This is a genomic window from Streptomyces tendae (genome assembly GCF_014650435.1).
Classification (GTDB): Bacteria; Actinomycetota; Actinomycetes; order Streptomycetales; family Streptomycetaceae; genus Streptomyces; species Streptomyces tendae.
This window is the reverse complement of the sequence record NZ_BMUY01000012.1, coordinates 31,236-56,738: the sequence shown is the minus strand read 5'-3', so window position 1 is coordinate 56,738 and position 25,503 is coordinate 31,236. Positions and strand designations below refer to the sequence as shown.

Here is a 25,503-nt window from a genome sequence, read left to right as displayed (position 1 = left end):
GCCGTTCCCTGGTCACCGTCGCGGCGCTCCGGGAGGCGACCGCTGTCGAACAGCGGATTTTATTCAGCGCGCGCCGCGGATCCAAACCCGCCGGGGTCAGGGACGGCACGCCGTGAGCAAGGTCTCCACCTCCTCGGCCACCGCGAGCGCGAACCGGTCGAGGTCCGGCACCGCCTTCGCGTCGGCGACCAGGCCGAAGTGCACCTGCCCGCGGTACGTCGAGACGGCCACCGCCAGGGAGTGGCCGCGGGCCAGCGGCGCCAGCGGGTAGACCTCGGTGAGCGGGTGTCCGCCGAGCCGCAGCCCGAGGCTGGGCAGGGGGACGCTGGTGACCAGGACGTCGAACCAGAGCCGGGCGGCCCCGGAGACCAACGGCCCGCCCAGCCGGTGGCCGAGCGCCGGGACGTGGTCGGCGAGCAGGGCGACGGCTCCGGCGCCGCGGCCGGGCCCGGCGTCCTTGTTGCGGTCCATGGCGGCGCGGACCGTGCCGAGGCGGGAGAGCGGGTCGGGATCGCCGACCGGCAGCCTCATCAGGTACCCGGAGAGCCGGTTGCCCTGGGGGTGGGCGGTGCGCGGGCGGCGCTTGGAGACGGGGATCAGGGCGCGGGGCGCGACGCCCTCGCTGCCGTCGCCGCGCTCGTCCAGCCAGCGGCGCAGGGCGCCGGCGACCACCGCGATGAGTACGTCGTTGACGGTGCCGCCGGTGGTCTTGCGCACGTGGTGCACGTCGTCGAGGTCGACGGCCACCCCCGCGATCCGGCGGGTGCCGGAGGACTCGGCGGTGAGCGCGGGCGAGGAGCGCACGTCGAGGGTGGACAGCGCCGCGGCGGCGCCGATGTCCAGGGCGCGTCCCGCGTCGGACAGCGCGCCGCGCAGCCGGTCCGGCAGGGCGCGCACGTCCGGCAGGAGCCCGCGCGACGGCTGCTCGGGGCGGGGCCGGGGGGCAGGCAGGTCCATCGGGTCGAGGACTCCGGCGGCGAGGGTCAGGGCGCGCAGGCCGTCGGCCAGGGCGTGGTGGAACTTGAACAGCACGGCGAAGGAGCCGCCGTCCGCGCCCGGCAGTACGTGCGCCTCCCACGGCGGCCGCCCGCGCTCCAGGGGGCGCTCCATGAGGCGTCCGGCCCGGGCGTGGAAGTCGATGGCCGGGGCGTGCAGCCGCACGTGGTCGAGCGGGTCGAAGCGGGGGTCGGGCTCGCGCGTCGCGCCGCCGAAGGCGAACGGACGGCGCAGGGCCAGGGGCGGCTGCCAGGTGTCCCGGATCCTCATCCGCAGTCCGGGGACCGCGGGGGCGCGGGCGGCGAGCAGGTCAGCCGCGTGGGCGCCCGCGGTGGGCGAGTCGGCCTCGAAGACGCCGAGTGCGCCCAGGTGCATGGGGTGCTCGGCGGACTCGATGTTCCAGAACGCCAGGTCGAGGGGAGCGAGCGGATCGGGAGTCAAGGGCTTGCCTCGCAAGGACGACGCATGGGCGGCGGATGGACAACGGGTGGACAAGCAGTCAATCGCTCTCCGACGATTACGGTCAAGTACGATCAAGCTACGCACAGTTAACAAGAGATTAAAGTCCCGCCCCTGAGGACAGGGGCGGGACTGCTGTGACTCATGGGGCGTCTGTGCTCACATCACCTCATGTCAGGGGCGGCGGCACCGCCTGGGCCGAGGTTCCCCACCCGGACGGCTGCGGGCCGACCGTGAACGCGAGCGACCGCACGGAACGCAGGGCGTCCGTCGTCAGCCAGGTGCGGGCGTAGGCCGAGCCGTCGGTGCGCGCCGACTGGACGTACCGGTCGGTGTCCGAGGTGCCGGGCGCGGTGATCGTCAGGGCGCCGCGCGGGTAGTAGCGGCGGTCGAGGGTGAGGTCGACGCGGTCGAAGACCGGGGTGGACAGGCCCCAGGTGTCGTATCCGGGCTGGATCGGGAAGATCCCGATCGAGGACAGGACGTTCCAGGCGGACATGGTCCCGAGGTCGTCGTTTCCGGTCATGCCGGTCGGCGTGTCCGTGAACAGGGTGAGCGCCGCGTGCACCACGTCGGTCGTCTTCCAGGGCTGCCCGGTCGACAGGTAGGTGTACGGGGCGATGAGATCGGGCTCGTTCTGCGGGTTGTACTTGTCGGCGTTGTAGTAGTCGTACGGCCCGTTCACCCACACCTCGCGGGCGGTCTTCGCCGGGTCGGCGAGGAGCTGGTCGTAGGCGAAGAAGGAGTCGAGCCGCGCCGTCGCCGCCTCGGTCCCGCCGATGAGGTCGATCATGCCGGGCAGGTCCTGCGGCACCAGCCACTGGTACTGCCAGGACGTGCCCTCGTGGAAGCCCTCGCTCTGCGCCGGGTCGGCCGGTCCGGTGAAGGCGCCCTCGGCGTCGCGGGCGCGGAAGAAGCCGGTCGAGGGGTCGAAGACGTTGCGGTAGCTCTGGGCGCGCTCGGCGTACCGCTTCGCGTCCGCGTCGTGGCCGAGGTCGCGGGCCATGCGGGAGAGCATGGCGTCGGACAGGGCGTACTCCAGGGTGGCGGAGGCGCCGTGGTCGTAGTCGGAGTCGCCCGGCTTGGCGTGCGGGCGGCCCTTGACGTACGGGGCGAAGCCGTCGGCCAGGTACTCGCGGTTGGCCTCCCGGCCGACGGCCGGCGAGTCGGCGGGCGGGACGCCGTCGGCGTTCTTCTTCAGCGCGCGGTATGCCTTCTCCTCCCAGCCGTGCAGCAGGCCCTGCTGGTAGGCGTTGGTGAGGAAGGGGGTCACCGGGTCGCCCGTCATGATGTTGGTCTCGACGGTGCCGTAGCCCCACTTGGGCAGCCAGCCGCTCTCCTCGTCGATCTTGATGACGGAGATCGCCATGTCGCGGGCCTCCCGGGGCGCGAGCAGGGCGAGGAGCTGGGACTGGGTGCGGTAGGTGTCCCACAGGGACCAGTTCTGGTAGTACGTGAAGCCCTTGGCGCGGTGGATCTGCTGGTCCCAGCCGGTGTAGCGGCCGTCCACGTCGCTGCCGATGTTCGGCGCGAGGAAGGACCGGTACAGGGACGAGTAGAAGGTGCGGCGCAGGGTGTCGTCGCCGCCCCGGGCCCGGACGTCGTCCAGCCGCTTCTCCCAGGTGCGGTCGGCACCGCGGCGCACGGCGTCGAAGGAGTGGCCGCCCTCCGCGCGCAGGTTGAGCGCGGCGCCGCGCGCGTCCACGTAGGACAGCGCGGTGGTGGCCTCGACGGTGCGGTCCTTCGTGGTGTCGAAGCGGACGTAGGCGCCGTCGCCGCCGGTCTTCGAGCCCGCGGTCACCGTGCCGTCGTCCCAGGTGCCGTAGGAGGCGAAGGGGCGGTCGAAGCGGGTGATCGTGTAGACGGTGTACTGCTCCGTGTCCTGGCAGAAGCCGCTGCCGGTGATCGCGGTGCGCACGGTGCGGCTGTCGAGCACCTCGACCTCGGTGCTGATGTTCTTGTGCAGCGACTGGCCGGCGTTGAGCAGGACGTTGGCCTTGTCGGTGGCCGGGAAGGTGTAGCGCTGCACTCCGGTGCGTGCGGTGGCGCTCAGCTCGGCCTCGATGCCGGAGTCGAGGCCGACGCGGTAGTAGCCGGGGCTCGCCTCCTCGTCGTCGTGGCTGAAGCCGGCGGCGTACTTCGCGTAGTCCGTCTCGGTGACGTCGCCGGTGGTCGGCAGCACCGGCAGGTCGCCGCCGAGTCCGCAGCCGACGCCGGAGAGGTGGACGAGGGAGAAGCCCCGGATGTGGTCGTTGGAGTAGTCGTAGCCGACGTTGTGGCCGGTGTCCGGCGAGAACTGCACCATGCCGAAGGGCACGGCCGCGCCGGGGTAGGTGTTGCCCTCGTTCTCGGTTCCGATGAACGGGTTCACGAGGTCGGTCAGGTTCTGGTCGGTCGTCGGGGCGGCCTGCGCCGCCGGGGCGGTGAGCAGCGCGGACGCTGCCACCACCCCGGCCACGCACAGCCGCAGACGCCGGGTGCCTCTCATGTGCGGTGACCTCCGGAAGGTCTGCTGTGTCGTGCGGTTGTTCCTCGTCGTGCGGTTGTTCCTCGAGTGCCGGTGTTCAGGCGGTGCAGCCCGCCGGGGTGGGCTGGGACGCGTCCTGGATGAGGGCCTCCTGGGCGGTCTTCACCCGCTCGACGTCCGGCTTGAGCACCTTGCGGTCGTACGTCGTCAGGCCGTTCAGCTCGCCTTCGACGTCCGAGATCTGGGTGTAGACGGCGCCGTTGCTGCCCCGGCAGACCAGGGCGCGCACCTCGTCGAGCTTGGTGAGGTAGTCGTCCGTGTACGTCTGCGGGTCGACGTCGACGTACGACTGCTGCACGGACCAGGCGTGTCCGGGCACCGCGAGGCCGAGGCCGCCGTACTCGCCGGTGACCAGGGCGCGTTCGCCGTCCGGGGACGGCGGCAGGGCGGGGCTCGGGTAGCCGTGCTCGTCCATGATGTCGCCGGCGCCGCCGTCGGCCCCGAGGTTCAGGCCCGACTGGTTGTTGACGAGCCGGGTCGGGTCCCATGCCTTGGCCTGCTCGGCGACGCGGCCGATGTCGTACTGGCCCCAGCCCTCGTTGAAGGTGACCCACATGATGATCGACGGGTGGCTGACGTGTTCGTCGATCATCTCCTTCATCTCCCGCTCGTACTCGGCGCGGGCGGCGGTGGACGGGTTCTTCCCGGCGGTCATCGCGGGCATGTCCTGCCACACCATCAGGCCCAGCTTGTCGGCCCAGTAGAACCAGCGGTCGGGCTCGACCTTGATGTGCTTGCGCACCGAGTTGAACCCGAGTTGCTTGTGCAGCCTGAGGTCGTACGCGAGGGCCTCGTCGGTGGGCGCGGTGTGCAGGCCGTCGGGCCAGAAGCCCTGGTCGAGGGTGGCCATCAGGAAGGTCGGCTTCCCGTTGAGCACGGTGCGCGGGACACCGTTCACCTTCTCGACGGCGATGGAGCGCATCCCGAAGTAGCTGTCGACCCGGTCGTGTCCCACGGTGACCTTCAGGTCGTACAGGAACGGGTCGTCGGGCGACCACAGGTGCGGGTCGCGGATCTTGAGGGTCAGGGGCTCGCCGGTGCGGCCGCTTACCGTGGCGACCTTGCGGTGCCCGGCGTAGGCCGTGGCCTTGACGCGTACGCCGTCGCGCACGCCCTTGGGCTCGACGGTGAGGGTGCTCGCCGCGCCGTCGACGTGCGGGGTGAGCTTGAGGGAGTCCACGTGGTCCCGGGCGACCGGCTCCATCCAGACGGTCTGCCAGATACCGGAGCTGGGCGTGTACCAGATGCCGCTCGGGTCCAGGCGCTGCTTGCCGAGCGGCGGGTTCTCGCCGTTCGCCGCGTCGGTCGGGTCGTAGACGCCGACGATCAGCTCCTGGGTGCGGCCGGGCTTCAGCGCGTCGGTGACGTCCGCGCTGAACTTGTCGTAACCGCCCTTGTGGTCGGCGACCTTGGTGCCGTTGACGTACACCTCGGACTGCCAGTCGACGGCGCCGAAGTTCAGCTTCAGCCGCTGGGAGGAGCCGATGTGCCAGTCGCGGGGCACGGTGAAGGTGCGGCGGTACCACATGCGGTCCTCGTGCCGCTGGATGCCGGAGAGCTGGGACTCCACCGGGTACGGGACGAGGATGCGCTCCTTGAGGTTCTTGCCGACCGGCGGCTGCTCGCCCGCCTCGGCGGCGGCGAACTGCCACCGGCCGTTGAGGTTCTGCCAGTCGTCGCGGGTCAGCTGCGGGCGCGGGTACTCCGGCAGGGCGTTGTCCGGCCCGACCTCGTCGGCCCAGTCGGTGCGCAGCTCGTAGGTGGACTCGTTGCCGCCGCTGCTCCAGAAGGCGTTGACAACGTTGCCTTCCGCGTCGGTGAGGCCGCCCTCGCCGTCGTAGCGGACGTCGGCGGTGCCGGGCGCGTCGCCGTTCTTGTTGCCGACGACGGGCTGGTCGAGGGCGACGAGCAGGGCACTCGGGTCGGCGGGGTCCAGCTTCGTCTCGCCGAGCGGCCACGTGGCGCCGCCGATCACCGCTTCGAGGTGGTCGGTCAGACCGGCCGGGGGCGCGGTCAGCGGGCTCGCGAAGTCCAGCTTGAGGGTGCGGCCGGTGGACTGGACGGTGGTCGCCGTCGCACCGTTGTAGTCGAAGCCGTCGGGCAGGCGGAACGCCGACTGCGGGATCGCCTCCTTGCTGCCGCCGGGCTCGGTCCAGCGCAGGTGGAGGTTGGAGCCGCCGTAGTGCTCGAAGTACTCCAGCTTGATGTCGTAGGACTGGCCGGCCGTCAGCTCGATGGGCTGGGCGGTCTGTTCGCGGTCCCAGTCGTCGACCCAGTGGTCGATGGCGAGCTGTCCGCCGACCCAGAGGCGGAAGCCGTTGTCGCCGATGATCGAGAAGGTGTGGGCGCCGGTCTTCTCCGGGACGAGCTTGCCGGTCCAGCGGACGCTCACGTCGTCGGACTGCCCGGTGGCGAAGGCGAGTCGGGGCTCAAGGGTGTTGAAGTCGACCTGCTGGTCGAAGCCGGTGGCCTTGAGCTCGTGGAAGTCGAAGGCGCCGGGGGCGGACTGGGTGTAGTACTCGCCCTTCAGGCCGTGGACCTCCGCGGTGCCGTCGTCGTCGGCCGCGTTGGCCGCCGGTACGGCGGCGAGTCCCGCGACGCCGAGCGCGGCTGCCAGCAACAGGGCGAGTTTGTCTCTGAGTCGTTTGGTGCGCACTGACCCTCTCCTCGAGAACGGGTGGTGGCTGATGGCTCAGGACATCGATGTCATACATCGATGTAACAGCAGCGGTGCAGAGGCATGACAACACGGATTCCGCTTGACGTCCAGGGACATGACAACGGCCCCGGGTTCAACGCGCGTATCACGCGCGCCCGGAGCCGTCGTCCGTCCCCTCGCCCGTCCGGGCGGGTGTCCGTCACGGCACCCGCTGCCCCTTGCCCAGCGCGATCACGCCGCCCTTGGAGACCGTGTACAACTCGCCGTCCCGCTCCGGGTTGACGCCGATCGTCGCGCCCGGCGGCACCTCCACGTTCTTGTCGAGGACCGCCCCGCGCACCACCGCACCGCGGCCGATGTGCACGTTGTCGTGCAGCACCGAGCCCTGCACGACCGCGCCCGGGTCGACCACCACCCCCGGGGAGAGCACGGACCGGGTGACCTGGCCCCGGATCAGGCAACCGGCGCTGATGATCGACTCGCTGGCGATGCCCCCGGCGTTGAAGCGGGCCGGCGAGAGCTGGGTCGAGTGGGTGTAGATCGGCCAGTCCCGGTTGTAGAGGTTGAAGGCGGGCCGCTCGGCGATCAGGTCCATGTGGGCGTCGTAGTAGGCGTCCAGCGTGCCCACGTCCCGCCAGTACCCCTGGTCGCGGGTGGTCTCTCCGGGGACGTGGTTGGCGCTGAAGTCGTACAGCGCGGCCTCGCCCCGGTCGGTGAGCTGGGGCAGGATCGAGCCGCCCATGTCGTGCACGGAGTCCTCGTCCTCGGCGTCCCGCTGCAGCGCCTCGACGAGGGCCTTGGTGGTGAAGACGTAGTTGCCCATCGAGGCGAAGACGCACCCGGGGTCGTCGGCGAGACCGGGAGGGTCGGCCGGCTTCTCCAGGAAGCCGGTGACGGTCTGCCCGTCGGAGCCCGGGGTGATCACCCCGAAGGACGGCGACTCGGCACGCGGTACCCGTATCCCGGCGACCGTGACACCCGCCCCGGACTCGATGTGCTGGGCGAGCATCTGGCGGGGGTCCATCCGGTACACGTGGTCGGCGCCGAACACCGCGACGTACTCCGGCTGTTCGTCGTGCACCAGGTTCAGGGACTGCAGGATGGCGTCGGCGCTGCCGAGGAACCAGCGCGGGCCGAGGCGCTGCTGGGCGGGGACCGGGGTGACGTAGTTGCCGAGCAGGCTCGACATCCGCCAGGTGGTGGTGATGTGGCGGTCCAGCGAGTGCGACTTGTACTGCGTGAGCACGCAGATCCGCAGGATGTCGCCGTTGACCAGGTTGGACAGCACGAAGTCGACCAGGCGGTAGGTGCCGCCGAAGGTGACCGCGGGTTTGGCGCGGTCCGCGGTCAGGGGCAGCAGGCGTTTGCCCTCTCCGCCCGCCAGCACGATGCCGAGCACCGAAGGACCTCCACGACGCATGGCCGCTCCCCTCACCCTCGTTCACCCTCGGCCGCCCCGGGGTGGGGCGGCTCAAGCCCGCTTGAGGATCTCCTCGTAGAGCCGGACCGTGCGGCGCGCGACCGCGTCCCAGCCGAACTCCTCCACCGCGCGCGCCCGGCCCGCCTCGCCCATCCGCCGGGCGGCGTCCGGATCTGCGAGCACGGAGTCCAGGGCGCGCGCGAGACCGGCCTCGAAGTCGTCGTCCGCCACCGTGTCCCCGTCACCGTCCTTGGTGACGAGTACCCCCGTTTCGCCGTCGGCCACGACCTCGGGGATCCCGCCCACCCGGGAGGCCACCACGGGGGTGGCGCAGGCCATCGCCTCCAGGTTGACGATGCCTAGGGGCTCGTACACGGAGGGGCAGACGAAGACCGCGGCGTGCGTCAGGAGCTGGATCACCTCCGGGCGCGGCAGCATGCGCGGGATCCAGTGCACGCCTTCGCGGGCGCGGCTCAGTTCGGCGAAGAGGTCGCGGAACTCCTGGTCGATCTCGGGGGTGTCCGGGGCGCCCGCGCACAGCACGACCTGGGCGGCCGGGTCGATGTCCCGGACCGCGCGCAGCAGGTGGGGCACGCCCTTCTGCCGGGTGATGCGGCCGACGAACAGGACGTAGGGGCGGGAGCGGTCGAGGCCGATCCGGTCAAGCGCGTCCGTGCCGTGGTCGGGCCGGTAGAGCTTGGTGTCGATGCCGTTGTGCACGACGTGGACCCGGGAGGGGTCGAGCGCCGGGTAGCAGCCGAGGATGTCCGCGCGCATCGCGCCGGAGACGGCGATCACCGCGTCGGCCGCCTCGATCGCGGTGCGCTCGGCCCAGCCGGACAGGGTGTAGCCGCCGCCGAGCTGCTCGGCCTTCCAGGGGCGCAGGGGCTCCAGGGAATGGGCGGTCATCACGTGCGGGACGCCATGCAGGAGCTTGGCCAGGTGGCCGCCGAGGTTGGCGTACCAGGTGTGGGAGTGCACCAGTTCGCGCCCTTCGAGGGCGGCGGTCATGGCGAGGTCCACGGAGAAGGTGCGCAACGCGTCGTTGGCACCGTCGAGCGCGGACCAGGGGCGGTGGCGGAGCACCCCGTCGGCGCGGCCCTCGCCCCAGCTGTGCACGTCCAGGTCGACGAGGCGGGCGAGTTCCCGGGCGAGGAACTCGACGTGGACTCCGGCGCCGCCGTAGACGTCCGGCGGGAACTCACGGGTCAGCAGTCCCACGCGCACCCGGAACCTCCCGTCTCGGCGGCTGGTCCCCTCATGGTCACCCAGAGCGGGCGCCCGGGGAAGAGCGCGGAGGGTGCGGGAGGCGGCCCGGTCCCGCTGCGCGTGGGGAGCGGGCGGGCCCCGGGGGGCTCGGGAAGCAGCAGTCGCCGCAGACGCCGCCGGCCGGCACCCGGTAGTACAGGCAGCAGCTGCGGCGCCGGAAGGAGGTACCGGTGAGCGTCCCGGTTCCGGCGAGCAGGGGGTGGGCCAGCAGGCCCGCGGTGAGGGACCGGGCGCGGGCGGCGGCGTCCGCCTGGCCCTGGCGGCGGGCCCAGCGGTCCAGTTCGCGTCCGGCGCCGGTCAGGGCGGAGGCCGCGTTGCCGCGCAGCAGTCCCCTCGCGACGCCGTAGCGGGCGTGCACGGCCTCGGTGAGGGGCGCCAGGTGGGTGGTCAGGACGACGTCCGCCACGGTGTCGGCGTCCGCGGGAAGCGCGTGCACCTCGGTGAGCCACAGGTCGTCCGGGGCGGTGGCCCCGGGGTCCCAGTGCAGCAGGCGCGGATCGAGGTCCGGGACGTGGCCGTACCGGACGGCGCAGGCCAGGGTGACCGACCACAGGCGGGCCGCGAGCCCCTGCTGGGCCACGGAGGCGGCGACCCGGGCCTCGGATGCGCCGATCGCGGCGGCGACCTTGCGTACCCGGCGGCCCAGCGGATCGGCGCGCTGCACCGGAACTTGAACGTCCGCCGCCGCGTTTCCGTATCCGGGTGCGTAGGCGTGTACGAGGGGCGCGGCGGCGGTCCGCCCCGAGGGCACCGGACGCGAGGCGTGCAGGACGAAGAAGCCGCCGAGCGGGCGGAGGGCGGAGAGGCCGGGGTCGAGGTCCACGGAGAGCAGTAGTATCAGTGCCCCTAAGGGGCCGGGCCAGGGGTCGGGGGCTCGAGTCGCCCACCCTGGGGAGGACGGCGGCGCCGTCGTACTCCATCGGTAGTAGGACCCAAAGAATGCTCAGGGACGACGACGGGAAGACCCTGGGACGGCATCGTGTTGTCCATGGATGACGACCGTTCGCCGCGCCGGGCCCAGCGCCCCCGCCTCACGCAGAGGAGCAGCCGATGAGCGCCCTCGCGTTGTCCGTGCTGCTGTCGCTCGTCTCCGCCGTGGCGTACGCGGGCGGAGCGATCGTGCAGGAGCAGGTCGCGGCGTCGTCCCCCGCTGCCCAGTACGCCCCTCTGCGCCGGCCCGCCTGGTGGGGGGCCGTGTCGCTCAACGGTCTGGGCGGTCTGCTGCACGTGGTCGCCCTGGCGCTGGGTCCGCTGAGCCTGGTGCAGCCGCTGGGAGCGCTCACCATCGTGTTCGCGCTGCCCATGGCGGCGCTCTTCGTGGGCCGCAGGGCCGGTGCGACGGCCTGGCGCGGCGCGCTGATGGCCACGGTGGGACTCGCCGGTCTGCTGTCCCTGGTCGGCGCCTCCGACGCGCAGTCGCTGAACACGGCGCAGCGGGTCGCGGCGGCCCTGGTCACCGGCGGTGCGGTCGTGGCGCTGATGATCGCCGGCCGGGCCGCGCACCGGCACCCGGCGGTCCGCAGCATCCTGCTCGCGACGGCGTCCGGCATAGCCTTCGGGATGTCCTCGGTCTTCACCAAGACGGTCGCGGTCGACTGGACCGGCGGGGTGTCCGTCGGCGACCTGCCGTCGCTGGCCGTGATCGGCGTACTCGCCACGGCCGGCATGGTGCTGTCCCAGGCGTCCTACCGGGGCGCCGGTCTGGCGGCCCCGTTGGCCACGCTGACGGTCGTGAACCCGGTGGTGGCCGCCGTCGTCGGCATCACGATGTTCGGCGAGACGTTCCGGTACGGCACGACCGGGACCGTGCTCGCGCTGAGCTGCGGTGTGGTGGCCGCCGGTGGGCTGATCATGCTCACGACGGAGCGGATCGCGCGGGAGGGCGCCGCTTCCGGTACCGACATGGACACCGACACCTGTTCCGATTCCGGTTCCGGTGGGGCTCCGGCCCGGGCCGGGGCCGCCGTGGTGCTTCCGGAGGCCGGGACTGCAGGGGCCGGGGCCGTGGCACTCGGGCCGGTGCCGGTGGCCGTGGCCGTGCCGGTCGAGCCGGTCCGGGAGCCGGTCGCCGCGGCGATCGCGGTGGCTCCGGTGGAGCGGGCGGCTCCGGTGGAGGAGGCCGCACCGGCGCTCCGAGTGGCTGCGGACGCTCCGGTGGCCCGGCTCTCCGACAAGGTCGTGGTGCCTTCCCCGGTGGCGCCGCCGGACCCCGACCCGGCCCCCGTCGAGGAGGCGTACGAAGTCCGGGCACCCGTGGAGAGCGACGACAGGACGTTCTCCTACGGCCCCTTCTACCTCGGTCCGTTCGTCCCGCCGCCCATACGCGGGCGCCGACGGGTCCGGATCAGATCCTGACGCCGCCGGCCCGCAGGTACGCCACCGGGTCGACGTCCGAACCGAAGCCGGGCCCCGTCCGCACCTCGAAGTGCAGATGCGGGCCCGTGACGTTGCCCGTGGCCCCGGAGCGTCCCAGGCGCTGGCCGACGCCCACCGACTGGCCGCTCTTCACGGAGATCGCGGACAGGTGCGCGTACTGGGAGTAGCGGCCGTCCGCGTGCCGGACCACCACCTGGTAGCCGTACGAACCGCCCCACCCGGCGCTGACCACCCGGCCCGCCGCCACCGACTTGACGGAGGTCCCGGTGGGGACGGGGAAGTCGACGCCGGTGTGGTAGCCCTTGGACCAGGAGGAGCCCGCCTGGTGGTAGGGCGTGCCGGTGGAAGCGTCGACGGGGGCCACGACGGCTCGGTGGGTGGTGGCCTTGCCGGTCTTGGCCTTGCCGCTGTCGGAGGAGGAGGGCTTCTGCGGCGCCTTCTTCTCCTCCTGCCGCTTCTGATCCTTCGGCTCGGACTTCGCTTCGGTCTTCGACTCGGCCTTCGACTCCCGCTTCTGTTCCTTCTTCCGCGGCGTCTGCTGCTGCTTCTGCTGCTGCTTCTGCTGCTTGTCCTGTTTCCGCGTCGTGGTGCCGGATGCCGCGGTGGCTCCCTCGCCGCGCAGTGACAGACGCTGGCCGGGCAGGATCAGGTCGGGGTCGGATCCGATCGCGCCGCGGTTGGCCTCGTAGAGGCGCTGCCAGCCGCCCCGGACCTCGTGGGTGTCGGCGATGCCGGAGAGGGTGTCGCCGGTGACCACCGTGTACATCCGGGCCTTGCCCGCACGGGACTGCGGGGTGGTCTGCGGCTGGACGTCCTTCACCGAACCCGACGTCTTCGCGGACGCCGCTCCCCCGGCCGGCCGGACGTCGGGCGGGTCACCGCCCCGGGTCAGTCCGGCCCGCTCCGAGCACACCGGCCAGGCGCCGGGGCCCTGTACATCGAGCACCTTCTCGGCGACGGCGATCTGCTCTTCCTTGGTGGCCAGGTCGGCGCGCGGGGCGTACCGGGTGCCGCCGAACGCCTCCCAGGTGGACTGGGTGAACTGCAACCCGCCGTAGTAGCCGTTGCCGGTGTTGATGTCCCAGTCGTCGGTCGACTCGCAGGCGGCGACCTTGTCCCAGGTCTCCACGTCGGCGGCGTGGGCCGTGCCGGTGCCGACGAGGGGGAGGGCCAGCCCCGCACCCCCCGCGGTGACGGTCAGTGAGGCGCGGTTGATCCTGTTCGGCTGATACCGGCGGTGCCGGCCGCGTACGGCCATGGAGGTCCCCCTCGACATTGCGTCAGGAGGGGCAAAAGTAAGCGCCGCGAACCGGCCATGACAAGACGGCAACCGGCCGGTTGGTCACCCCGAGTGGCCGGGATCGGGCGGCCGTTGACCGGAAGAGGTGTCCGCCCGCTGAGGCGCTGCACCCCTCCTCGCCGTACTGGACCCCGGGAAGCACGAAGTGCGGCCGGCGTACCGGCACGTCAGCATGGTCGAGCGGCGAAATTGGCGATACTGGCGGACACCGGCACCACAGACACCAAGGTCACTAGGAGCCAACGCAATGAGCACTACAGCGCAGATCGGCGTCACGGGTCTCGCGGTCATGGGCCGCAACCTCGCCCGCAACTTCGCCCGCAACGGTTACACGGTCGCGGTGCACAACCGGACCGCGGCGCGCACGCACGCGCTGGTGGAGGAGTTCGGGAGCGAGGGCGACTTCGTCGCGACCGAGACCGCCAAGGAGTTCGTGGCGGCCCTTGAGCGGCCGCGGCGCCTGGTGATCATGGTGAAGGCCGGTGACCCGACCGACGCGGTGATCCGGGAGTTCGCCCCGCTCCTCGAACCCGGTGACATGATCATCGACGGTGGCAACGCACACTTCGCGGACACCCGGCGCCGGGAGCGGGAACTGCGTGAGCAGGGCATCCACTTCGTGGGCACCGGCATCTCCGGCGGCGAGGAGGGCGCGCTGCACGGCCCGAGCATCATGCCGGGCGGCTCGAAGGAGTCGTACGAGTCGCTGGGCCCGATGCTGGAGAAGATCTCGGCGAAGGCCGCGGACGAGGCGCCCTGTGTGACCCACGTCGGTCCGGACGGCGCCGGGCACTTCGTCAAGATGGTGCACAACGGCATCGAGTACGCCGACATGCAGCTGATCGGCGAGGCGTACCAGCTGCTGCGCGACGTCGCCGGGTACGCCCCCGCGCAGATCGCGGAGATCTTCCGCACCTGGAACACCGGCCGTCTGGACTCGTACCTGATCGAGATCACGGCGGAGGTGCTGTCGCACGTGGACGCGGCGACGGGCAAGCCGTTCGTGGACGTGGTCGTCGACCAGGCGGAGCAGAAGGGGACGGGCCGCTGGACCGTGCAGATCGCCCTGGACCTGGGGGTGCCGGTGTCCGGCATCGCGGAGGCCGTCTTCGCCCGCTCCCTGTCCGGTCACGCGGCGCTGCGCGACGCCTCGCGCGGCCTGGCGGGCCCGAAGGCGGCGCCGCTCGGCGAGTCGGAGGCAGCCGCCTTCGCCGACCGGGTGGAGCAGGCGCTGTACGCGTCGAAGATCGTGTCGTACACGCAGGGCTTCCACGAGATCGCGGCGGGCAGCGAGGAGTACGGCTGGGACATCGACCTGGGCGCGGTCTCCGCGATCTGGCGCGGCGGCTGCATCATCCGGGCGGCCTTCCTGGACCGGATCCGCGCGGCGTACGACGCCCGGCCCGACCTGCCGAGTCTGCTGTCGGACGAGACCTTCGCCCAGGAGATCGCCGCCGCGCAGGACGACTGGCGCGAGGTCCTGGTCGCCGCGACCCGGCAGGGCGTGCCGACGCCGGGGTTCGCCGCCGCCCTCGCCTACTACGACGCCCTGCGCGCCGAGCGGCTGCCCGCCGCGCTGACCCAGGGGCAGCGGGACTTCTTCGGGGCGCACACGTACCGCAGGACGGACCGGGACGGCGCGTTCCACACGCTGTGGGGCGGAGACCGGTCGGAGGTCACCGCGTAGCACCCGTCCCTTGCCTTCCCAGGGCCTCGGCCGCCCCTCACTCAGGTGAGCGGCGGCCCCGGCTCGGGGTTGGGCACGGGCTCGGGCCCCGGCGGGATCGGTGACGGCGAGGGCCCGGGAGGCCCCGGAGGCTCAGGCGTCGGCTGCGGCCCGGGGCCGGGAGGCTGGGGCGTCGGCTGCGGGCCGGGGCCCGGGGGCTGAGGTGTGGGTTCCGGGCCGGGGCCCGGGGGCGGAGGCGGAGGGGTCGGCTCCGGCCCCGGGCCCGGAGCGGGCGGCGAGGCCGGGTCCGGGTGCGGATGCGGGGGCTCCGGGTCCGGACCGGGGGTGGGTCCCGGAGTGGGACCCGGCGGAACGGGATCCGGATACGGGTTCGTCATGGCGCTGTCCTCCGGCCAGTCGGTCGACGTCGGCTCTGGACTTGTCCCCCGCCTACCCGAGGGCCGCCTCCCCACTCACTCAGCCGTATGAACCGCCGGGCCCGAGTGGCTCAGCCGGTCCCGGCGCGTGCCGCCGCCGCGCCGGCCGCGAGACCGGGCGCTGGGCTGGCCAGCACGGGGACAGAGGCCCTCGTCGCCTCCCTGGCGGGCGCCATGGACGCCTGGGCCAGAACGATCACGTCCGCGCCGGTCACGGAGTCGGCCGCCTCGGTCACCCGGCGCAGGTAGCCCTCGCCGTCCCCGGCCTCGAACCGCGACCAGGCGCCGTCCACCACCCGGGTCCGCAGCTCCACGGGACGGTCCGCGCGCCGTGCCTCCTCCTCGATCAGTGCCGCCGTCGGAGCCAGCGTGCTCTCCAGGGCGGCGAGGACGAGGACGCGTGGACCGGCGGCCACCGCGGCGGCGGCCATGGGCCGGTCGACGCGCAGCACCGGCACGCCCACCCCGGCGGCTGCCGCCTCGGCGACGCCCCCGATGGTCGAGCAGGTGCACAGCACGGCGCGCGCCCCTTCCGCGACCGCGCGCGTCAGCGCGGCCGCGACGGGTTCGGCCACCGCCTCGGGCCCGTCCCGCCGCGCCCGCTCGAGCAGCCCGGCATGGACGTGATGCCGCAGTTCGAGCCCCGGATGCGCCGCGTCACGCAGCGCGTCGAAGACCGGCACGTGAACGGGCGAGGTGTGCAGCAGTGCCAGCACGAGAGTCCCCCGACCTCCCTCTTGTCTCTCGCTTCTCTCTTGCTTGTCTCCTGGTCCCCGATCAGAACAGCTCGGGATGTGCGACGAGCCACTCCTTCGCGGCGCGCAGCAGCTCCGGATCGGCGGCGGGTGCCTCGTCCGGGTGGCGCGCCGCCCACTTCACCACGTACGGGCACAGCGGGGCGACCGTGACGCCCTCCCGGCCCGCGAGCCGGTACAGCTCCCGCGCCAGGGAACCGGCGATGCCCTGCCCCTCGTGGGCCGGCTCGACGATCGTGTGGACGGGGACGACGGCCCGCTCGGGAGCGTCGAGGACGAAGTACTCGATTCGCCCGACGACCTCTCCGGCCGCGACCGCCTCCAGCCGTCCGGCCGCCCGGTCGTCACGGATCTCGATGTCACTCACGGCCACGCTCCTCGTCCCCGCGCGATCTGCGGGTCAGTACGGTCAGGCCGACACGGCCTGAGGGCTGCGCTCCTGGTCCGAGCCCGGTACCGGCTCGGACGCGTCGGCGCCCAGGGCGACGATACGGTTGTCGCCGTCCACGTGCACGACCCGGGGGCGCAGCGCCCGCGCCTCGGCGTCGGTGACCTGGGCGTAGCTGATGAGGATCACCAGGTCACCTGGGTGCACGAGGTGAGCCGCGGCCCCGTTGATCCCGATCACCCCGGACCCCCGCTCGCCCTCGATGACGTAGGTCTCCAGCCGGGCCCCGTTGGTGATGTCCACGATGTGCACGAGCTCACCGGGCAGCAGATCGGCGGCGTCCAGCAGATCGGCGTCGATGGTCACCGAGCCGACGTAGTGCAGGTCGGCCTGGGTGACGGTGGCGCGGTGGATCTTGGACTTGAACATGGTGCGCAGCATGTCGGACTCCTGGAAGACGGCTCCCTGCCTGCTTTGTGCAGGTCAAGGGCTTCCTCGAGCTTACACCGGCACCCCCGTCCGATGGCTGTGAGCAACATCGCTCCACTTGGGCTGGACGGCTCCCTACCTGGGGCTTCGCCCACACTCGCGGACCCCACCGTGACGACGACCCAAGCCTACGCAGCACCCCCCGAAGGGCGTCCGTGATCACGTCACGGCTTCCTGTCGACCGACGACCCGCAACCCGACTTGCGGTGGGGACGCCGGAGTGGACGGCCTGACCGGCGACGAGGGCACCTTCTTCCTGTGTGCCTTCTGGCTCGTCGACGGTCTCGCCCTGACCGGCCGCCTCGACGAGGCTCGTGCCTGTTCGAACGTCTCCTGTCTCTGCGCAACGACCTCGGGCTGCTGGCGGAGGAGCACGACCCCGTCAGGCAGCGCCAACTCGGCAGCTTTCCTCAGGCAGTCAGTCACACGGGACTGGTCCAGAGCGCTCTGCTCCTTCAGCAGATGGCGACACAGTCCTCCCGCCGCCATGCTGCGGTCGCGGTTCCGGCGTCCCGCTCGGCCTCCCGCAGCACGCGGGCCACCTGCGCTGCCCGGGCGTACCGCGCACGTGGTGTGGCGGTGTCGGCGTTTCGGCCAGTTCATGCCCGCAGCCGCTCCAAGCCAGACCAGGGACGGGCGCCTGCGGGTTCCACGGACGCAGGGAATTGCGGGCCTTCCAGCACGACCGAATGAGGTGCGTTCGAAATTGCAGCCGCGTCGTTGAACTTCACGACGCTGCCGCAGCGACCGTCCTAGGGGGATCGATGACCTCGGCCATTACGCAGGACCAACCGCCGCAACCACCAAAGGGAACCGTGCCGGACGGCGAACCGCAGGACGCCGGTGTTCGAGAAGAGGAATACCTCTACCGCGACGAGTCGCGGCTCCAGGCCGGCTCCCTGCTGACCTCCCGTACCATGGCGCGGCGTCTACCCTCTCTGGTGCGGCGCTCGGTGCAGATGGCCTGGCGCGTGGACCGCGGCGCGACCATCGGCCTGCTGGTGTGCCAGATCGGCACCGGCGTCCTCGCGGCTCTCGGCCTCCTCGCCGTCACGGGCACGATCACCGCACTGGTCTCCGCAGGCGACATCACCGCACGACTGTGGGACGCAGCCCCGCAACTGACCGTGATCGCCGCCGCCGCCGGCCTGCGCGCGCTGCTGGGCATCGCCGTCGTCTGGCTCACCGGCCGTCTGCGCCCGGTTCTCGGCCGGGCGGCGGAGCTGACGATGATCGAGGCCGCGCTCGGTGCGGAACTGGCCGCCAACAACAAGCCCGGCTACAACGACGCCTACGACATCGCCGACCGCGGCGCCCAGGTCACCCCCGACCTCGTCGAGGAGGCGCAGGACGTCCTCGCAGCGACCGCCACGCTCGCGGCCGGTGCCACCGTCCTGACCGTCCTGCACCCGCTACTCCTTCCCCTTCTCTTCCTCGCGTGCCTGCCGCAGGCCGCCGCCTACGTCCGCTCCGCACGCGTGCTCTACCTCGCCGGACTGGAGACCTCCGGGCGGCGCCGGATGCTGGGCAAGCTGCGCTGGCACATGGCGTATCAGGAGTCGAGTGAGGAGATGCGCGCCTGCCTGGCCGGCCCCTTCCTGATCGGCCGGTACCGCCGGCTGGCCGCCTCGGTCAACGACGCCGAGCGCAAGGCCGCCAACACCGGTGCCTGGATGGGTCTGGCCGGGGCCGTCGCCGGCGGGGTCGCCTCGACCGCGGTGTGGGCGGCGCTGCTGTGGCTCCTGGCCTCCGGGCGGATGAGCCTGGCGGCCGGCGGAGGCGCCGTCTTCGCCCTGCAGACCGCCACCGGCTCGGTGCGCGGCATCATCAACGGCGGGGCCCGCCTGGTGCGCACCGGCTGGTACGTACAGGACTGGCAGAACTTCCTCGACAACGCCCACGGCCAGGCCATGGCCGACTCCCGCGGCACCGAACCCGTCGCCGCGGCCCCGGAGCGCTTCGAGGTCCGCGACGTCACCTACCGCTACGACGGCGCCCCCAAAGACAGTCTGAGCAACGTCTCCCTGCACGTGAAGCGCGGCGAGATCGTGGCACTGGTCGGTGAGAACGGCTCCGGCAAGACGACCCTGTCGCGCCTGCTGTGCGGGCTACTGCTGCCGACCGAAGGGGACGTGGCCTGGGACCACGCCTCCACCGCGGACCTGGACCCGTGGAGGTCGTGGGAACACGTCGCGCTGGTACCGCAGAAGTTCACCTACCTGCCGCTGACGATGCGCGACAACATCACCTTCGGGCAGGGCGACACCAGCGACGCGGCCCTGCTCGCCGCCTGCGAGGCGTCCGGCGCCGCGGAGATGCTTCCCAAGCTCCGCTCGGGCCTGAACACCCTCCTGACCAGCGAGTGGTTCGGAGGACAGCAGCTCTCCGGAGGGCAGTGGCAACGCCTGGTCCTCACCCGCGCGTTTCACCGGCAAGCAGCGCTGCTGGTGATGGACGAACCCACAGCCGCCCTCGACGCCCGCGCCGAGCACCGGATCTTCGCCGGCCTGCGCGAACTGGCAAAGGACCGCGCCATCCTGCTGATCACGCACCGTCTCACCAATGTGGCCGTCGCCGACCGGATCGTGGTGCTGGACGAGGGGCGGACCGTCCAGGAGGGAACCTACGCCCAACTCACACAGCAATCAGGACTGTTCCGGTCCCTGTGGGAGCTGCAACGCCGGATGAGCGGCGAAGCTCCCTGAACAGCCGTCGCCGACACGCTGCGCACCCGCCCGATCGCCCGTCGTCTCGAAAGGCAGAACTACGTGACTTCTCCCGTGTCCTCTGCGGATCACGTCTCAGCGCGTGCGGGCGTGCCGGAAGATCAGTACGCCGCGACCCGGCATGCCGCGGGGCTCGGTGCCGCCGCGCTCCTGACCAACGAGGTGGGCCAGGTGCTGCTGGTGCACCCCACCTATCGCGAGGACTGCTCATGGGTCGTCGTCGTGGCCGACCCCGGCCCGCGGGGCGCGCTGCCGATGCTGCCCGGCGGCACCGTGGAAACAACCGACGCGACCCCCGAGGACACCGTGCACCGCGAAGCCGCCGAGGAAGCCCGGCTCACCCTCACCGACCCGGTGCGACTGGGCTGGGTGCTGGACAAGACCGGCGAGGTCTACGGAGGCGTGGGACCCAACGCCCGGCTCCGCCTGGCCGCCCAGGTCACCGCCATCGGACCGGCGGCCGTCGACCCCGCCACCGGGCACCCCTTCGCCCGCCTGCTCGCCACCCCCGCCCAGACCGCCGCCCTGCTGGGCTGGGGCCCACCCGGAGCTCGGCAGGCCCAACTCACTGCAGACACGGCACACGAGCGGTGGGGCCTGCCCGCCGCTCGCGCCGCCGCCATCGAGGAGATCCCTGCGGAGGGGATGCGGCTGAGCTGACCGAACCCGGCCCACCTTGCCTCCTTCCCGCCCTCCCCCCTCTGAGGTAGTCCCCATGCCGTTGTCGCACCACCACATCCGCACCATCGTCGACACCTACCTCGCCCGTCACCCCCATGAGCGGCAGCAGCTCAGCGCCCTCTTGGACGCCCTCGACCGGCCCCGCGAGGACATCACCAGCCGCTCGACCTTCACCGGGCACGTCACATCTGGCGCGATCGTCGTCGACCAACTCGGCCGCATCCTGCACGTGCTGCACCTGGCCAGCGGCAAGGTCCTCGTCCCCGGCGGACACACCGAGCCCACCGACGACTCCCCGGCAGCGGCTGCTCTGCGTGAACTGCACGAGGAGACCGGAATCCCGCCCGGTGCCGTCACGCCGTGGCCGGGCTACGAGACGGTGCCGCTGGACATCGACATCCACGACGTCGACGCCCGCCCGGGCAAGGGCGAGCCCGGGCATCAGCACTTCGACCTGCGGTTCCTCTTCCGTCTGCAGACGACCGAGGTGTCGGTCGCGCTGCAGGAAGAGGAGATCGGCGGCATCGAGTGGCGTCCGGTGGACCGGGTGACCTCCCCGGCACTGCGCGAGAAGCTGCTCAAACTGCCGCTCCAGGCCGAACCGGAGACGGCCAACGCCTCGGCCCTGATCTACAACGACCGTGGTGAATACCTGCTCCACCTCCGGGACTACCTCCCCGGCGAGATCTGGGAGCCGGGCATGTGGTCCCTGCTGGGCGGCGGCCGAGAACCCCAGGACGCCACCCTGGAACACACCGTGCGGCGCGAACTGGCCGAGGAAGCCGGCCTCGATCTGGCCGACCTGACCCCGTTCGCCACCGAGGACGCCTCCCACGACGACGGCACGACCGTGCCCATCGCCATCTACGCAGCCCGTTGGAACGGCGACCCGCGCGAACTCCACCTGACCGAAGGCGTCATGCTCGCCTGGTTCACCCCCGACAACCTCCACCGCCTCCGCATCGCAGAAACCACCAGCGACCTCGTACGGCGCCACGCCGCCAGCCTCCCGACGGCGCAGAGCAGGCCCGAACCCGTAGAAGAGCGTCTGGCTTCGCCGCACGGCACGGTCCCCAACATCATCGGCGTCCACCTCTACCTGGAACGCCCCGACGGAACGGTGCTGCTCGGACTGCGCCACCCCGACTCCGCGTTCGCGCCGTGCACCTGGCACGTCCTGGCCGGCCACTGCGAGCAGGAGAACGCCACCGACTGCCTGATCAGGGAGGCGAGGGAGGAAGCCGGGCTGCACATCGAGCGCGAGGACGTCGAACTCGTCCACGTCGTCCACCACATCGACAAGCCCAGGAACCCGCCCCGCATGGGCCTGTTCTTCCGCGCCCGTACCTGGAGTGGCGAGCCGGTGCTGCGCGAGCCGGACAAGTGCACCCAGTGGAAGTTCTGGGACCCCGCCGCCCTTCCCGGCGACCTCGTCCCCTATACCCGACTGGCTATCGCGAAGATCCAGAACGGCGAGCTGTACAGCGAGACGGGCTGGCCCGCATGACCGGCGCATCGACCGGCGCGTCCGGTCGCGTGCCCGCTGCGACAGCGGCCGGGCGTCCGGATACCCGCCTCGTGGTGGTCCGCGGCAACTCGGCGTCCGGCAAGTCGGTCGTGGCCCAGGGCCTGCGAGATCACTACGGCCGCGGTGTCGCGATCGTGGGCCAGGACGTGATCCGCCGGAACGTGCTCAGGGAACATGACACCGCGCGCGGCGCCAACATCGCGCTGCTGGGCATGATCGCACGCGCAGCCCTCGACGCCGGCTTCCACGTCGTACTCGAAGGGATCCTGTATGCCGACCGCTACGGCCGCATGATCACGTCTCTGGTGCGGGGTCACCGCGGGGTCTCCAGGTGCTATTACCTGGACGTGCCGTTGGAAACGACGTTGGTACGGCATGCGTCGAAGGCGGATGCCGCCTACCTGGCGCAGGTCACCGACGACCATCTCACCTCTTGGTACCGCGAGCTGGATCTGCTGCCCGGCGGGCTGGAGAGCGTGATCCCGGCCGACAGCAGGCTGCAGGACACCGTCGCCCGGATCGTACGCGAGACCGGTTTGACCGCTGCCGCCCCCGCCTCGCCGCCTCAGCGCAGTCCGTCACAGGGAGACTCGATGATTCCTCTGGTGCTGATGTCCGATCCGCAGGTCGCGGCGATCCCCGTGCGCGAGTGCGGAGAGCCGCTCGTCGACGTGCGCGACCACGACTTCCGCGTCGACCCCCGCAAGCAAGACCCGCTGGGGGCGTTCGCCCACGTCCGTGACGGCGTCCTGGCCCGGTTGCAGCACGCCCGCTCGCTCCTGCCCGCCGGCACCGACCTTCTGTTCATCGAGGGCTATCGGCCACTGGCCCTCCAGCAGCGCTACTTCACCGATTACCGTGACGAGCTGGCCACCACTCACCCTGAATGGACACCTGAGCAACTGCACCAGGCCGCCAGCCGGTACGTGTCGCCGCCAGAGATCGCGCCTCACTCCGCGGGCGCGGCCGTGGACGTGACCCTCGTCGACCAGGACGGCCACGAACTCGACCTCGGCACCCGCGTCAACGCCTCCCCCGAGGAGAGCAATGGCACCTGCTACACACACGCCGTGAACCTCGGCGACCAGGCGCGCCACCACCGCACCCTCCTGCTCAATGCCATGGAGAGCGCGGGTTTCACGAACTACGGGACCGAGTTCTGGCACTTCTCGGCAGCAGACCGGTACGACGCCCTGATGCGGCAGGAGCCGCACGCGCGCTACGGACCGGTCGAACGGCCGTAGCTCGCCAGTGGACTCGTCCACGTGGGCCCAACGACCGGAGCGGACGGAAAGCATCGAATGGAGGCACGTATGCCTGACGACACCCAGCAAGCCATCCCAGCCGTGCCGAGCCCGGCGGCCGGAGGCGAAACGCCCGAGCATCACATGCACCTTCTCGGGCGGTACTACCGGCAGGTGGAAGCAGGGCGCAAAACAATCGAAGTGAGGGTGGCCACCCCGAGCAGGCTCAGCGTCGCCGTGGGCGACACGCTCGTTTTCCACGACCGGGACAGCGGGCGGGAACTCGACGTCATCGCGCAGCGGATCACCCTGTACCCCTCCTTCGACGACCTGCTCCGCTCGGAGGACACCGCACGCATCAACCCGGACGCGTCGCCCGGCGAGCTGCTCGCCAACCTCCGCGGCATCTACCCGCCGGCCGAGGAGGCCCTCGGCGTTCTCGCCCTCGCCTTCGACCACCGCCCCGCCCGGCCCGGCCGCCCTATGCCGATGACAGCCGAGGAGTACGCGCGGACCGTCCCTCACCACACGGTGTACGGCTGCCTGTACGTCCGCGACGAGCACGACCGTCCCGTCCAACTCCGCTCGGTCTACGGCTCGAGGCTCTGGCAGTTTCCGGGCGGCAACCTGGACGCCCCGGGCGAGGATCCGCTGCAGACCGCGCGACGGGAGGCGGTCGAGGAGACCGGTCTGGACCTCGCCCTCAACACGCCGCCCCTGCTCCTGACGCACTTCCTCCACGCCGGGCCACGCCAGCCGCTGAACAAGGTGGGGCTCGTCTTCGACGGAGGGCAGTTGACCGCCGGCCAACTCGGCCGGATCCGCCTTGACCCCGCTGAACACGACCTGTGGGCCGTCCACGACTTCGCGACCTGGCAGGAGCTGATGGCTCCGAGCGCCTTCGCGCGCCTCGACGCCGTCGAACGAGCCCGTCGCGGCGAGGGCCCCGCCTACCTGATCTCACACACCTGACTCGCAGAACACCACGCACCAGGAGCTCAACCGTGCCCGCCGAGGACATCAACACCCGGGCCTGGCAGATCTACCGCCGGCGCCAACTCGCTCGCGCCTACGCTCCGCCCGTCCCCGAGCGGCTCAGCTGGCCACCCTGGACGGGACCGGACCGGGAGCAGAAGTCCTCGGCGACGTCACCGACCGCCGCGTCCTGGACATCGACTCCGGGGCCGGCCAGCACGCCGGTCCGCCTCGCCCAGCCACACGGAGCACGCGTCACCGGCATCGAGCACGCACCTCGACCAGTCCAAGTCGCCGCGGGAGCGCGACGGCGCCTCCGGCACCAGCCGCTCAACAATCCCTACCACGGCCAACAGCTTACTCAGCCAAATGAGATGAATTCTTGTTCGATGGGCAAGCGTCATCGCCCTGGCTAACCTACGACCTCACCCACGAGGCCAAGACCACGCATCGTCGCCCGACCCGGCGCTGCGCATCAAGCCCGGATTCCGACGTTTCCGCAGGAGCCAGTGCCAACGAACTCGCGGAACCTGCAATAGAATGCGCCTCCGGCACCCTAGGCAGAAGAGGAACTGTGAAGAAGGCGCGTATATGTCTCGTATTCACGTGCATTCTCCTGGTCTCCTCATGCGGGGGAAGCGACTCGCCCGTTGACACGTCCGCCTTGTCGGACCACGAGAAGGAGTGGGTCGAGTATTCCTACGCGCACGAGAAGAGCGACGAGACCAAACGGGCATGGGAAGAACTGTCCGCCGAAGGCGTCAAGTCCTACCTTGAGCGGCAGCGCCCCACCCTGTGCGGGGACACTGTCTCACTCATGAAAAGCCTCAAGGAAGCCGGCTACGAGGCGGGCGAAGCCCAGGACTACAAGGAGAAGGTCGACGACCTCCTCTGCTCGCCCTAGGCAACCGCGCCTCGCCACTGTCGACGTACACCTTTTTGTTTCCCGTCCCGGCGACCTGCTTCTCGTACAGGGAGTCGGTCTCCTTCTTCGCCTGCTTCAGCCACGAAGACGCCTTGTCGTGGTCGGCTCCCGTCACGTCGAGTCCGGTGCAGGCGCGAGAAAGCCGAATTCGTCCGATTGGTCGGTGCTGGTTCTGCACAGAAGAGACCACACCGGGCGGCGGGTGCAACCAGGTCGGGCTAGGCGCCATCGACCCGCAAGGGCTCTTCCCCCGCCCCGATCTGACCGTGGCGGCCGCATCCCAGCGGACGTACTGCTCGGCGTGATGGCCCCATCTCAGCTCTCCACCCCAGCTTCCCACTTGCGCCCGGCGCAGTACGAAGTCGCTGAAGAGATGTCGGCTCCGGTCGAGCAGTTCACCCACCTCTGCGTCGCCGCGCCGGGCGTCCGGGGACGGGTGCCAGCGCTGGACTGATTGCGCGGCCCAGAGGCGCAACTTCACATCAGGGTCCTCGAGCAGACGGACCGCCGTCCGTAGCGCCACGATTCCGCCGTGCGCGTCGAGCAGCCGGAACACGGTCACCACCGCAGGCAGCGAGCCGACCCGGCCCGTCCCCCTGCCCCCGGTCTCACTTTCGGGATCACTGCCGACAGCATGGAGGAACTTGGCGACAAGGCGGAATCAGCCGGCGTGAACTGACCCT

At 71.4% G+C, this 25,503-nt stretch carries 18 protein-coding genes and 1 pseudogene; 9 read left to right on the top strand and 10 right to left on the bottom strand.

Going from position 1 to position 25,503, the window contains the following annotated elements; translation table 11 throughout:
• Positions 1 to 96: 96 nt before the first annotated feature.
• The 6 genes from IE258_RS28800 to IE258_RS28775 form a co-directional block, all read right to left on the bottom strand.
• Positions 97 to 1,437: a WS/DGAT/MGAT family O-acyltransferase gene (locus IE258_RS28800; RefSeq protein WP_189748228.1), complete on the bottom strand. Its 1,341-nt coding sequence runs from the start codon at positions 1,435 to 1,437 to the stop codon at positions 97 to 99.
• Positions 1,438 to 1,624: 187 nt separating this feature from the next.
• The gene (locus tag IE258_RS28795; protein ID WP_189748226.1) at positions 1,625 to 3,943 is read right to left on the bottom strand and encodes a GH92 family glycosyl hydrolase; all 2,319 of its coding nucleotides are present in this window, start codon (positions 3,941 to 3,943) and stop codon (positions 1,625 to 1,627) included.
• 76 nt (positions 3,944 to 4,019) lie between these two features.
• On the bottom strand, positions 4,020 to 6,638 hold the full coding sequence (locus IE258_RS28790; protein WP_189748224.1) for a PA14 domain-containing protein: 2,619 nt from the start codon (positions 6,636 to 6,638) through the stop codon (positions 4,020 to 4,022).
• A gap of 202 nt (positions 6,639 to 6,840) precedes the next feature.
• Positions 6,841 to 8,061 carry a glucose-1-phosphate adenylyltransferase gene (glgC, locus tag IE258_RS28785; protein WP_189748222.1) on the bottom strand — a complete coding sequence of 407 codons (1,221 nt, stop codon included), beginning with the start codon at positions 8,059 to 8,061 and terminating at the stop codon, positions 6,841 to 6,843.
• Between the two features lie 51 nt (positions 8,062 to 8,112).
• The gene (glgA, locus tag IE258_RS28780) at positions 8,113 to 9,288 is read right to left on the bottom strand and encodes a glycogen synthase (RefSeq protein ID WP_189748220.1); all 1,176 of its coding nucleotides are present in this window, start codon (positions 9,286 to 9,288) and stop codon (positions 8,113 to 8,115) included.
• A 37-nt stretch (positions 9,289 to 9,325) separates the two neighbouring features.
• Positions 9,326 to 10,153: a (2Fe-2S)-binding protein gene (locus IE258_RS28775; protein ID WP_189748218.1), complete on the bottom strand. Its 828-nt coding sequence runs from the start codon at positions 10,151 to 10,153 to the stop codon at positions 9,326 to 9,328.
• Positions 10,154 to 10,380: 227 nt separating this feature from the next.
• Here IE258_RS28775 and IE258_RS28770 point away from each other — a divergent pair, with 227 nt between their 5' ends.
• Entirely contained in the window at positions 10,381 to 11,685 is a 1,305-nt protein-coding gene (locus tag IE258_RS28770) for a DMT family transporter (protein WP_189748216.1), read from the top strand.
• Here IE258_RS28770 and IE258_RS28765 read toward each other — a convergent pair.
• Positions 11,675 to 12,964, bottom strand: a complete 1,290-nt coding sequence (locus IE258_RS28765; RefSeq protein WP_189748214.1) for a transglycosylase family protein — start codon at positions 12,962 to 12,964, stop codon at positions 11,675 to 11,677. The genes IE258_RS28770 and IE258_RS28765 overlap by 11 nt on opposite strands.
• A 289-nt stretch (positions 12,965 to 13,253) precedes the next feature.
• On the opposite strand from IE258_RS28765, the gene gnd reads away from it, so the two are divergent.
• On the top strand, positions 13,254 to 14,693 hold the full coding sequence (gene gnd, locus IE258_RS28760) for an NADP-dependent phosphogluconate dehydrogenase (RefSeq protein ID WP_189748213.1): 1,440 nt from the start codon (positions 13,254 to 13,256) through the stop codon (positions 14,691 to 14,693).
• A 487-nt stretch (positions 14,694 to 15,180) separates the two neighbouring features.
• Here gnd and IE258_RS28755 read toward each other — a convergent pair whose 3' ends face one another.
• From IE258_RS28755 to panD, 3 genes are all read right to left on the bottom strand, one after another.
• Positions 15,181 to 15,825 (bottom strand): aspartate/glutamate racemase family protein, encoded by a 645-nt coding sequence (locus IE258_RS28755; RefSeq protein ID WP_189748211.1) that lies wholly within the window; start codon positions 15,823 to 15,825, stop codon positions 15,181 to 15,183.
• A 61-nt stretch (positions 15,826 to 15,886) separates the two neighbouring features.
• A complete protein-coding gene (locus IE258_RS28750; RefSeq protein ID WP_189748209.1) occupies positions 15,887 to 16,231 on the bottom strand; it encodes a GNAT family N-acetyltransferase in 345 nt (114 codons plus the stop codon).
• Between the two features lie 42 nt (positions 16,232 to 16,273).
• Positions 16,274 to 16,693, bottom strand: a complete 420-nt coding sequence (gene panD / locus IE258_RS28745) for an aspartate 1-decarboxylase (protein WP_189748208.1) — start codon at positions 16,691 to 16,693, stop codon at positions 16,274 to 16,276.
• A gap of 238 nt (positions 16,694 to 16,931) precedes the next feature.
• Between panD and IE258_RS41385 the strand changes: the two are divergent.
• The 7 genes and pseudogenes from IE258_RS41385 to IE258_RS28715 form a co-directional block, all read left to right on the top strand.
• A pseudogene (locus IE258_RS41385) lies at positions 16,932 to 17,197 on the top strand (glycoside hydrolase family 15 protein); the annotation flags it as partial.
• Positions 17,198 to 17,505: 308 nt separating this feature from the next.
• On the top strand, positions 17,506 to 19,446 hold the full coding sequence (locus IE258_RS28740) for an ATP-binding cassette domain-containing protein (RefSeq protein ID WP_189748206.1): 1,941 nt from the start codon (positions 17,506 to 17,508) through the stop codon (positions 19,444 to 19,446).
• A 111-nt stretch (positions 19,447 to 19,557) separates the two neighbouring features.
• Positions 19,558 to 20,127: an NUDIX domain-containing protein gene (locus IE258_RS41785; RefSeq protein ID WP_268256349.1), complete on the top strand. Its 570-nt coding sequence runs from the start codon at positions 19,558 to 19,560 to the stop codon at positions 20,125 to 20,127.
• A gap of 55 nt (positions 20,128 to 20,182) precedes the next feature.
• Positions 20,183 to 21,655, top strand: coding sequence for an NUDIX domain-containing protein (locus tag IE258_RS28730; RefSeq protein ID WP_189748202.1), 1,473 nt, complete (start codon positions 20,183 to 20,185; stop codon positions 21,653 to 21,655).
• Complete coding sequence (locus IE258_RS28725) at positions 21,652 to 22,920, top strand: M15 family metallopeptidase (RefSeq protein WP_229892498.1); 1,269 nt, start codon at positions 21,652 to 21,654, stop codon at positions 22,918 to 22,920. Before IE258_RS28730 ends, IE258_RS28725 begins: the two co-directional genes overlap by 4 nt.
• Before the next feature lie 69 nt (positions 22,921 to 22,989).
• A complete protein-coding gene (locus tag IE258_RS28720) occupies positions 22,990 to 23,892 on the top strand; it encodes an NUDIX domain-containing protein (RefSeq protein ID WP_189748200.1) in 903 nt (300 codons plus the stop codon).
• A gap of 667 nt (positions 23,893 to 24,559) precedes the next feature.
• The gene (locus tag IE258_RS28715; protein WP_189748198.1) at positions 24,560 to 24,799 is read left to right on the top strand and encodes a hypothetical protein; all 240 of its coding nucleotides are present in this window, start codon (positions 24,560 to 24,562) and stop codon (positions 24,797 to 24,799) included.
• Positions 24,800 to 25,503 lie beyond the last annotated feature (704 nt).

What these genes read in the sequence shown, in the direction of transcription:
- IE258_RS28725 (WP_229892498.1), top strand. Translation starts at nt 21,652, where the DNA reads ATGACCGGCGCATCGACCGGCGCGTCCGGTCGCGTGCCCGCTGCGACA.
- IE258_RS28730 (WP_189748202.1), top strand. Translation starts at nt 20,183, where the DNA reads ATGCCGTTGTCGCACCACCACATCCGCACCATCGTCGACACCTACCTC.
- IE258_RS28720 (WP_189748200.1), top strand. Translation starts at nt 22,990, where the DNA reads ATGCCTGACGACACCCAGCAAGCCATCCCAGCCGTGCCGAGCCCGGCG.
- IE258_RS28770 (WP_189748216.1), top strand. Translation starts at nt 10,381, where the DNA reads ATGAGCGCCCTCGCGTTGTCCGTGCTGCTGTCGCTCGTCTCCGCCGTG.
- panD (WP_189748208.1), bottom strand. Translation starts at nt 16,693, where the DNA reads ATGCTGCGCACCATGTTCAAGTCCAAGATCCACCGCGCCACCGTCACC.
- IE258_RS28740 (WP_189748206.1), top strand. Translation starts at nt 17,506, where the DNA reads ATGACCTCGGCCATTACGCAGGACCAACCGCCGCAACCACCAAAGGGA.
- IE258_RS28795 (WP_189748226.1), bottom strand. Translation starts at nt 3,943, where the DNA reads ATGAGAGGCACCCGGCGTCTGCGGCTGTGCGTGGCCGGGGTGGTGGCA.
- gnd (WP_189748213.1), top strand. Translation starts at nt 13,254, where the DNA reads ATGAGCACTACAGCGCAGATCGGCGTCACGGGTCTCGCGGTCATGGGC.
- glgC (WP_189748222.1), bottom strand. Translation starts at nt 8,061, where the DNA reads ATGCGTCGTGGAGGTCCTTCGGTGCTCGGCATCGTGCTGGCGGGCGGA.
- IE258_RS28765 (WP_189748214.1), bottom strand. Translation starts at nt 12,964, where the DNA reads ATGGCCGTACGCGGCCGGCACCGCCGGTATCAGCCGAACAGGATCAAC.